A 9,742-nucleotide genomic window follows, 5' to 3' on the forward strand; every position below is an offset into this window, starting at 1 on the left:
ACCACACTGCTTGCGGTGTGATCTTAATGTTTGTGCAGGCCAGAGATTTTCGAATCCGCCAATGGAGGACGGCCTGCACGTCTATTTACCCTGGATTCCTCCGCCACGCCTGCCCGCTGTGGCGGGGCGGACTGGAATGACATAGAAGAAAGAATCGCTGAACACACAGTCCGCCGAGGCAGGAAATATTCGTGCTGGACGTCTCTGTCGCGCACCAAAATAAAAGAGAATATGAGATTGCCATCCGCCGCGCCTGCCCGCTGTGGCGGGGCGGACTGACCTACGAATATCGGAGAACTGAGATGGTTACGGTTCCACCACTCCCTTCGGTCGCACCATTCCCTTTGGTCATTGCCGCGTCGCGGCACGAACGCCCACCAATCACAAAATATTAAATTTGGAAAGCCAAAAAAAGATCGTCACTCGACGTTTTTAAGAACACTCAGATATTCACGCGCCCACTGGTCGCGGTGATGGTGGCGGTCGGCATGTGAGCGATATTTTTCGCCGAGTTCCTCGCCGTCAATAGCTCCTGATTTGAGTTTGAGAATGAGGTCGCACAGGTGATCGACATCATCAACATGAAATGCCAGCGCTCCGCCAGCTTTCTCAAGTTCTCTCACCGCTTCGCCATCGGGCGCGCCAAAAAGTATTGGCCGCCCGGAAGCCATATACTCGAATAATTTTGCCGGGAAAGTACTTCGGGTCAGAGGGACATTCTTGAGCGACTCAATAAGGACATTTGATGCTTGAAGGAAATGGGGAATTGTCTCAAGCGGCTGCGAACCAACAAAGGCGACATTTTTCAGACCGTAATCACGAACCATTCCTTCAAGGGCGCCGCGCTTTTCGCCGTCGCCGACAAAGACAAACATGATCTCAGGCTGGTCGGTGAGCTGACGCGCGGCTTCAATGACCGACTCAAGCGAGTGAGCCCAGCCGAGGGTGCCGGTACGGCAGATAATGAATTTTTCGTCCCAGCCGAATTTTTTACGGATACCGTTGTAATCGGCGTTCATAAACTCTTTTGAAAACCCGGACTTGACGGTCGTAATCCGCGATGGCGGGTCAGGCAAAGCTCTCAGGTAGTCGGTCATGCCGTCGGTAACTGAGACAATCCAATCTGCTTTGCGATACAGGCCATGCATGACTTTTTTCAGGCCGCGGGTCATCCATGATTTGCTCAGGTTGCCAAAATCTTCGCTCGATTCAGGCTGGAGATCACGGACTTCGATGATGAATTTACTTCCCTTGATTTTGCTTAAAATCCAACCAATGACCGGGGTGTTGACCGGGGGGGTCGAGGCAAGCACGACATCGAATTTTTTATCAAGTCGGAAGGAATTGATGAGGCTTGTGAGAAAGAAGGTGGCAAAGCCGATCATGCGCTTGCCCGGGTTGCGGTTGGAAGCCGCTAAAACCCAACAGCGGTATATTTTGACCCCTTCAATCTCTTCATATAAGAAGAATTTGCCTCGATATTTTTCAGGAACAATGCCATCAGGATAGTTCGGCATAGCCGTGAGAACGGAAACCGTGTGTCCGTTTTGGGCGAAATATCGGGCGAATTCAAAGAGGCGTCTGACAGCGCCTCGTTCGGGCGGAAAATGTTGCGTGACAATGAGTATATTCATAACTTACCCTGCGAATGGTACCTGTTTTTGGTATTACTGGCAAGGAATATTCCCTATTTCATGGATTATCGGCATTTATAGGCCAACAAACGAGGCCATTCTTTAGTTGGGAAACAGGGACTAATCTTGTCAGTTTGATGACAGATTAGCCGCGAGTTATGGGAAATGTTCGGATCGAAACCCAATTTTGGTCGGCAACCGGAGCAATCAAATCAACCGACTGAGGAGAGAATTTTTCATCAGGAAGGTAGGGGAAAAGCTCCTCTTTTATAAGCATCACGCGATGCGGCGAGATCTCTTTGGCAACTGTGACATGGGCGCAGTATTTTTTGTGCGGAAGCGGGATATCGAGCCGGGCATGGAGTACCAGACAAAGTTTTTTCAAGTGCTCGTTCTGTTTGACCTGCCAGAAAATAATAGGGAAATCCGGATAGAAATCTCCGATTGAATCAAGTTCAAGCTGAAAAGCGCCAAGCTTGACTATCTCCTGTGAAATAATCGAGGCGACTTCGTCAAGGCTTCGTTTGGTCTGGAAGGGAAAGACAAGCGAAACATGGGAAGAAATAAGTTTAAAATCCGGATCATACTTCTCACGGAGTGGCGCGATTATTCCATCCAAGGTGGCTGGGAGAAATATGACCACCGCGTATTGTTTTGGATTGCGCGCAGCAAGCAGATCGGGACTGTAACTGTAGGCGAGTTCTTCTGACATATTTTTTTTATTTATAAAAAATAATTTCTATCCGTCGGTTTTTAGCTCTTCCATTGGCGTTTTGATTTGAAGCCATAAAATTGCTCTCCCCTCTTCCAAATGTCTTTATCCTCTCGGCGGCAACACCAAGCGTTATCAGATAATCGCGAAGCCGGTTGGCTCGGCGTTCCGACAATTGTCGGTTGGCTGGCTCAGGGCCAATATCATCCGTGTAGCCGTTGATCTCCAGTTTAATAGTAGGAACCAAAATTAGCAAGCCGCTAAGTTTCTTAATTCGCTCTTTGCTTCGCGGGTCTATTTCAAACGAGCCGGACAGATAGTCAATATGCAAAACCATGGGGGCGGCAAAAACAGCCAGATCAATACAGCCATTGGCGTCTACTTGTATGTTTGGAAGTGTGCCGGGGCAGTCGTCCAAACCGTCAGAAACGCCATCACCGTCAGAATCGACCGAACAGCCGTTTTCGTCGACAACCGAGCCAAGAGTAGAGTTGACGCAGTTATCTCCATAATCGGCAACACCATCGGCGTCGGTATCATACGGACAGCCGTGAATGTCAACCATGCTTTTGGCCTCGGATGTCGTGCCGGGGCAGTCATCCAAACCGTCGGGGATGCCATCTCTGTCGGTATCAACCGGACAGCCGGACTTATCGACCAGTGTGCCCCATCTGGTATCGAGGCATGTATCGGTCTCATCGGCTACTCCGTCCCCATCACCATCTCTGGCCGATGCCGCACGGTTGGCAGGCGCCTGACTTTGGCTGGATTTCTTGTCGGGCTTTTTGGTCTGGCTTGCGATGACTTTTTCGTTATTCTCTTTTTCGGTTTCCCTTTTGTCCTTCCAGGCCTCGTCTGATTTCCACTCGTCTTGTTTAGGACCGCGATGGCCAAAGTGAAAATTCAACTGCCCGAGGCCGCTGTATATCCAGCGGTCACGTTTTGAATTGAAATCCGACTCGAAGTCCGCCCCGGCGCCGGTGAGATAGTCTGCCTGAGCAGAAACGCCTAAAGAGAGAAATGATGTCACATGTAAGTCGAGGCCCGCGGAGGCTGAGGCAAAGAGTTCAGATGCGGCAAAATCTGTCGGCTGGCTGTTCTTGCTCAATACAGAGAGCCGCGAATTATCAGGCGCTCGTGTCTGTTCCCAGTCAGACAGGCCCGCGCCGATTCCGAGTTTGAGATTTATTCTGTTCTCATAGGAAAGGAGAAAACGCTGCAAAGTTACTCCAAAACGCGAAGCGAATAATTCCGAAACGAGGGAACTGTTAGGAGCAAATGCGAGAGTGTCGGAAATTACGGCATCAACCTGCATCTGGTCATAGGAAAATTCAATCTCCCATTGATTTCCGAGACGCAATCCGAGTTGACCGCCGAGGGATCTGCCATCGTCGAACCCAAAAAGCTTCCCTCCGTCGATTTTGACGATTCCGCCCCGAGCGCCGAGAGTGAAACGATAATCATGCGCAGATACCGATGTCCCGGAAAGCGTGACTATCACAGCGGCTAATAGGGCAATCGAATTGAATCCGGCGCAGATAGTCTTCAACGTTACAACCTGATCAGTAAAGGCGTTTGATATCAATGCCGGTATAGTACAGTTTCAGGATATCCTCATACGTCCAGCCTTGGCGGGCTTTGCCAATCGCGCCGCATTGACACATTCCGACACCATGTCCGTATCCGTGACCATTGATTGAGAAACCCGTAAAATGGCTTTGGGCGTCTCTGTCGATTGCAATATCAAAGCGTGCCGACGGAAGAATCAGATCAGGATTTGATGTCCGTCCCATAACCCACCGGATTCTGTCCTTGCGGAAATGGTATATATCCTCATCGGTACGAATTGAAAACTTCTCTATGCGTCCCCCTGCTGTTCGCAGTCCGATTATGGCATCGGTCACTTCTCCCAAACGCAAATCTCGCCCGCGGTCATTTGAAAGATACTGCTCAACACGACTGCGGATCTGACTCTCGGTAAAGTATTCTTTCCACGAGAAGTATTTTGACCATGAACAAGCCGCGCTGTCATTCACCGCTTTCAAATATGGCTGTTCCCGTTTTTCCCACACATCTTCAATGTCATCAGTCATACCTCCACAGGTCGAATGGTAATAGGCATCAATCAGGGCATCATGATAGACAATGACCATTCCCGGTGTCTGGTCGATAGCTGAATTGACGAGCGCGTTTTCGATTCCGGCCCCGTTGTAAACTTGGTCGAGTATACTTGCTTTGAGGTCATACGGCTCGGCTCCATACTGACCAAGACGTGACATGGCATATGTCCGCGCAGCAAGAGCCTGAGCCTTTATCGCCTCAATTTCGTCGTCTGAGCGCAGTCCAAGCTCAGGCGGCACCACTCCGCGTAAATAATCTTCCATGTAGATAAGATTTATAATCTGAACCGTCTCGCCGTTGGGAAGGACTTTGACAATTCCGCGATAGCGTTTATCCGCCACGTTGATTCGGTTGTTATTTCCGCGCGGAATGATGTTCACTTCGTCAAGATTTGCCTGAATGATTTCATCCCGTTCATTGCGAATTTCGAGTTTGCCGCGAATAACCCGAGCGACAATCGGGCTGGCCGAGTAATAGACGTCCTGCTTACCCTGTGCGAGACATTCGATGGCGTACGAGTCATCGGTCGACAACTCGGTCTGGTCTTTTCCTTCCTGAATGAGCACACGCACAAACGGAACGCGCAAGGCATTGTTGAGTCCGTCATCGCGAAGACTCGCGACACTTCCGCAACTGAGAAATAAAACAAACAGAGCCAGAAGAGCGGCTCCGCGAGATATAAGCGATGCAGTACGCGTAATGGAGATGTTTAGCACGAACGACCGTCTTTCTTTATTTTATTCCTGCCTTCACAACAGAGACAGGCGGCTGGGCTATTTTGCCCAGCACTGCCATTTGTTTTACTCGTCCACCTCCCGAATAGTTGGTAGGCATCGGCGCAGAGCGAACTGTCCGCTCAGCCATCACGGCATAGGCCGCGGCTTCCACCCATTGAGTCGGAACGCCAAGGTTGTCAATTGGCTCAATAGTCAGCTCAGGCAGTTCTTGTACAAGCCGTCTAACAAAAAATTTGTTTCTTATTCCGCCGCCAGTCAAATACAATTTTTTGATATTATTGTCCTTCGCTATGAGCGGCTTAATCGATGCCAGTATACCATGCACGGTAAGTTCCGACAGTGTCGCGATAATATCGTCTTTTTTAAGCGAATGTGTTTTGGCGTAGGCTAAAGCTTGCTTGAGCAATTCAGCGCCGAATTCCTCTCGACCTGTCGAGATATTTTTACTTCTGAAAAAGGAATGCCGTTTTAAGATATTGAGAAGCGGAACAGACACCTTCCCTGCAGAGGCATGGCGGCCAGAACGATCATATTTTTCATTAAACAATTTCAGCGAAAGTAAATCTGAGAGGGAGTTGCCTGGGCCGCTGTCGGCGGCGTTTATTTTATGGGCTGAGCTACCAGCCGGAAAATAGAAATAATTCGCGATGCCGCCAATGTTCACGATAAGCCTTGATTCGTCTCTATCACTGAAGAGATAATTCATGGCCGCAACCGTGATCGGAGCGCCTTCGTTTCCAAGCGCGATATCGGCCTGCCGGAAATCCCCGCAGACAACTTTGCCTGTTTGCTCCGCTATCTGTTCAAGTGATCCGAGTTGGAGTGTGCCATTGACTACTGCGCCAAGATATTTTGCGCGCTGAGGGAGATGTCTGACAGTTTGACCGTGTGAACCAATAACGTCGACAATGATTCCTTGCTTTGCGAGTCGCCGGATAAACGAGACCGCCGTTCGGCCGTAAAAACGCCCAAGTGTCTGATCGAGATACATCTGTCTGCTCAACTGAGGAGCGTCCTCATTTGAGAAGGCAAGTATTTCATTTCGAAGTTTAGCGGGGTATGCCTGCGAACGTCCGCTTTCGAGGCGATACGTCACGGATTGATTTTTATCTTTTGTAATTGTCAGAGCGGTCATATCCAGACCATCTGCCGATGTTCCCGAATTCAGACCGAGCGCAACCAACGTCTTTTTTTTCAGCAGGTCGGCGAGCGTCATATTTTAGCGCAAGAGCGACCGCTCGAGTTTATATTTCAATCCGCCTACACGCTGCAATGATGAGCGAAGTCGGGCATGGTCTATCTCGCCGCGATCCACACTTTCGACAAAGTAGTCGAAGGCCTCCATTGAGGCCTCATAGTTTCTGCCATAAAGAAGCATATCATGGCCCGCCTGAAAGGCCGCGACCGTCCGCTCGCCGAACGAGCCAAGTTCATCGGCTCCAGCCATAGTGAGATCGTCGGTGATAACCGGGCCGTCGAAATCAAGTTCTCCTCGGAGGAGGGTATTGATAATCTTGGAAGAGCCCGTTACAATTTTTGAATCCAGTTTCGGCAAACGGAGATGAGTTGTCATAATCAAATCGACGCCCGCTTTGATTGCGACAGAGAAAGGTACTTTTTCGCGTTGATTCCACACAAACTGGTCATAGTCTGATTCTGCAGTTGCAATGTGGGGGTCAAAGCCGGTGTCGCCAAGTCCCGGAAAATGTTTCGCGCAGGATAGCAGTCCGTTGGCGTTTGAAACCTGAATAGAGGCGAGGACGAAGCGGCTGACAAGTTCGGGGTTGTCTCCGAAACAGCGTCCGGCAAGACAGCTGTTTGCGGGATTCAGGAAAATATCGGCGACGGGTGTAAAGTTAAGGTTAATTCCCAATGACTCCATGTACCCTGCCGAGCGTGAGTAGTCCTCGGTGAACCGCTCGACATTTCCCAGTTGGCCATAGTCCGCCGCCGCCTGATATTCAGCAGGGGCGCCGCGGAGTCGGCAGACGCGTCCGCCTTCCTGATCAATCGCAATGAAGGGATTGTCTGGCTGCAAGGCGCGGCGGATGGTCTCTATGTTTTCAAGAGTCGCTTGATAGCCCGGGCAGTTTTCTTCAAAGAGAATGACTCCGCCGATCTTTTCCTCCGAGATGAATGAAAGAAACTGATCTGGCGGTTTGGCCCCGGGAAATCCGAGAATAAAAAGCTGGCCGAGTTGTTTTCTTATCTTTTCCATTTATTTACCCCTGAAACACTTTAACGCTATCCGGGTTCGTCTATACTCTACGCTGTTTTTAGACATTATGCAACACAGACAAGATTTTTGCCTGAACCTTTCGCGCGGTAAAGAGCCTGATCGGCGATCGTAAGGAGCTCTTCGTGTGATTTCCCGTTCTCAGGGAATGACGACACGCCGACCGAAACGGTAACTTTGACCTTCCCTGATGAACCGGCATCGATAATTGTCAGCTCTGATTGGGCGCGAATTCGCTCGCCAATTTGCTTGGCTTCGATTTCCGGCGTCTGCGGGAGAATAATCACAAATTCCTCGCCGCCATATCGCGCAAAAATATCAACATCGCGGATACACTGCTTTATCACTCTGGAGAGCGCGCGGAGAACAATATTGCCGACCTCGTGGCCGTATGAGTCATTGAGTTTTTTGAACCAATCGAGATCGACCATGATGATTGACAGCGGAAGGCTGTAACGGATGGCTCGCTTTTTTTCCTCTTCCAATTTACGCACAAAATAGCGGTAGTTATAGGTCTCTGTCAATTCATCGATAATTGTCAACTCTTCGGTTCGCCGATGAAGTTCCGCATTTTCCAGAGCCAGTGCGGCAGACCGTGAGACAATAGCCAGCATCTGTTGATCTCGTTCGCGGAACCGGTCGATCTCGGGAGATTCAGCCACAAGCAATCCGTGGGTACGCCCGTGGGATGTAAGCGGGATGATAATTACCGAACGGGTCTGCGGATGGAGAGCCACGTAATCTGTGCGTCCCCGAATATCTTTGATTCGAATCATCTCCTGCATTTCGGCCACTTTACTGATGAGGCTGATCTGACTCGATTCAATTGCTTTGGGATGAAAATTCTCATGTTTGTCAACTGAACGCGCCCGGAAATAAAATCCTTCCGACTTGTTACGAAATACAATCGCGTATGTTCCGTACTGGAGCGTGCCGCCCATGAGCCGCATAATCTCTTTGACCACAGCCTCGGGGTCGAGAATCGAGGCCAGATTACGGGTATTTTCATAGATCATCTCAAGCTGGGTTTGTGAATGTTCAAGCTCTGCGGTACGAAGATTCAGAGTATCAAAAAGTTTCAGCACTCGAGTTTCGGTTCGCCGCATATAGACCGAGACATACGAGATGGTCAGAAAAAAAGCCCAAAGAAATCCGATGCGCATCACAATATCAAATCCCTGTTCGGGGCTTATCTCTCCGTAAACAATAGCGAGATAGGCGACAGTCACGAGAGCCCCAACGAGAATCGCAAACCAGAAAGTGAGGATATAGGCCGCGACTGAAACGGTCATGTAAAAAAGAAGATAGAGCGATGAGTCAACGCCGCCGGTGAAGAGAATATAGACCGGGATAAAAATCAGATCATAGATGATGGATGAAAGATAGGCTAATTTGAGATCGAACTTGTCCTTGGTCGCGCCATAGAAAATTGCCAAATGCATGGCATAGGTGCCGATTATGGTGTAGACAAGCATATCCCCTATCGGCCGAGCCTGCCAGAAAAATGCAAGCCAGCAAAAACCGAGGAGAACCATGAACCGCGTGATGAGATAAATCGAATCAATCTGCGGCAGGAGAGTTTTTGGGCGGCCTAAAAATAGCTTCATTATGTATGCAGCGCTTCCATAGCGATTATATCGGCTAAATGACCAGTTTATTTATTGAACAGCATGAGATTGCCACGGGCAGGCAGGCGGGGGATTTTAAGGGGTCAAAATAGCTCTGACATCTAATAACTCGGCTGCGTATCAATAATGCATCACCAGAGGATTGCGGCTAAAGGTATCGAAGACCAAAGGAAGCAATGACTGACCTTCCCCCTGTTTACTGACACAACAAGAAGATGGGGTTATATTCCTATCCGGAGGTGTGTATATGTCAAATCAGACGCGTCGTAGGTATGACCGGCAGTTCAAACTGGAGGCCGTTCGGCTGAGTTATGAACCTGGTCGGAGCGTGTCCGGGGGGGCGCCCGCGATCTCATCCGCCGGCTCAAACACAGTTATCCCAAAGGAGCCGCTGATGCCTCTTATGAAACCTGGGATTTAGTGACGCGGAATACGCAGTTGGCGGTATCGGGGTTGTATTACTGGGTGGTTGAATCAGAGGGAAGAAGCCAGATCGGGAAGCTGACGATAATAAAGTGAACCGTGTGGTGTCGGGCCGCGGCGGCGGATGCCCGACACGTCGAGACAGTCAGGCCGAGACGCCCGACTGCACGGACGAAGATGGATTCTCCGCCGTGGCGGACTGGAATGACAAAATAGAAGGCTGACTGCACTTCTTAATTCTTCGTGCGGGA

At 49.8% G+C, this 9,742-nt stretch carries 7 protein-coding genes; all 7 read right to left on the reverse strand.

The features are described 5' to 3' along the window. Positions 1–419: 419 nt before the first annotated feature. The gene (locus tag SGI97_09315; protein ID MDZ4724084.1) at positions 420–1,634 is read right to left on the reverse strand and encodes a glycosyltransferase family 4 protein; all 1,215 of its coding nucleotides are present in this window, start codon (positions 1,632–1,634) and stop codon (positions 420–422) included. Positions 1,635–1,779: 145 nt separating this feature from the next. After that, complete coding sequence (locus SGI97_09320) at positions 1,780–2,346, reverse strand: 2'-5' RNA ligase family protein (GenBank protein MDZ4724085.1); 567 nt, start codon at positions 2,344–2,346, stop codon at positions 1,780–1,782. 7 nt (positions 2,347–2,353) lie between these two features. Beyond that, complete coding sequence (locus tag SGI97_09325; protein ID MDZ4724086.1) at positions 2,354–3,895, reverse strand: OmpA family protein; 1,542 nt, start codon at positions 3,893–3,895, stop codon at positions 2,354–2,356. A gap of 13 nt (positions 3,896–3,908) precedes the next feature. Then, positions 3,909–5,183 (reverse strand): SpoIID/LytB domain-containing protein, encoded by a 1,275-nt coding sequence (locus SGI97_09330; protein ID MDZ4724087.1) that lies wholly within the window; start codon positions 5,181–5,183, stop codon positions 3,909–3,911. A gap of 16 nt (positions 5,184–5,199) precedes the next feature. Beyond that, on the reverse strand, positions 5,200–6,420 hold the full coding sequence (locus SGI97_09335) for an anhydro-N-acetylmuramic acid kinase (protein ID MDZ4724088.1): 1,221 nt from the start codon (positions 6,418–6,420) through the stop codon (positions 5,200–5,202). Between the two features lie 3 nt (positions 6,421–6,423). Next, complete coding sequence (locus tag SGI97_09340) at positions 6,424–7,422, reverse strand: glycoside hydrolase family 3 N-terminal domain-containing protein (GenBank protein MDZ4724089.1); 999 nt, start codon at positions 7,420–7,422, stop codon at positions 6,424–6,426. A 65-nt stretch (positions 7,423–7,487) separates the two neighbouring features. Beyond that, on the reverse strand, positions 7,488–9,047 hold the full coding sequence (locus SGI97_09345; protein ID MDZ4724090.1) for a sensor domain-containing diguanylate cyclase: 1,560 nt from the start codon (positions 9,045–9,047) through the stop codon (positions 7,488–7,490). Positions 9,048–9,742: the final 695 nt, after the last annotated feature.

It is taken from the genome of Candidatus Zixiibacteriota bacterium, from assembly GCA_034439475.1.
Lineage (GTDB): Bacteria > Zixibacteria > MSB-5A5 > GN15 > FEB-12 > JAWXAN01.

Coding starts and splice junctions, on each gene's coding strand:
- SGI97_09315 (MDZ4724084.1), bottom strand. CDS start 1,634: ATGAATATACTCATTGTCACGCAACATTTTCCGCCCGAACGAGGCGCT.
- SGI97_09335 (MDZ4724088.1), bottom strand. CDS start 6,420: ATGACGCTCGCCGACCTGCTGAAAAAAAAGACGTTGGTTGCGCTCGGT.
- SGI97_09340 (MDZ4724089.1), bottom strand. CDS start 7,422: ATGGAAAAGATAAGAAAACAACTCGGCCAGCTTTTTATTCTCGGATTT.
- SGI97_09345 (MDZ4724090.1), bottom strand. CDS start 9,047: ATGAAGCTATTTTTAGGCCGCCCAAAAACTCTCCTGCCGCAGATTGAT.
- SGI97_09320 (MDZ4724085.1), bottom strand. CDS start 2,346: ATGTCAGAAGAACTCGCCTACAGTTACAGTCCCGATCTGCTTGCTGCG.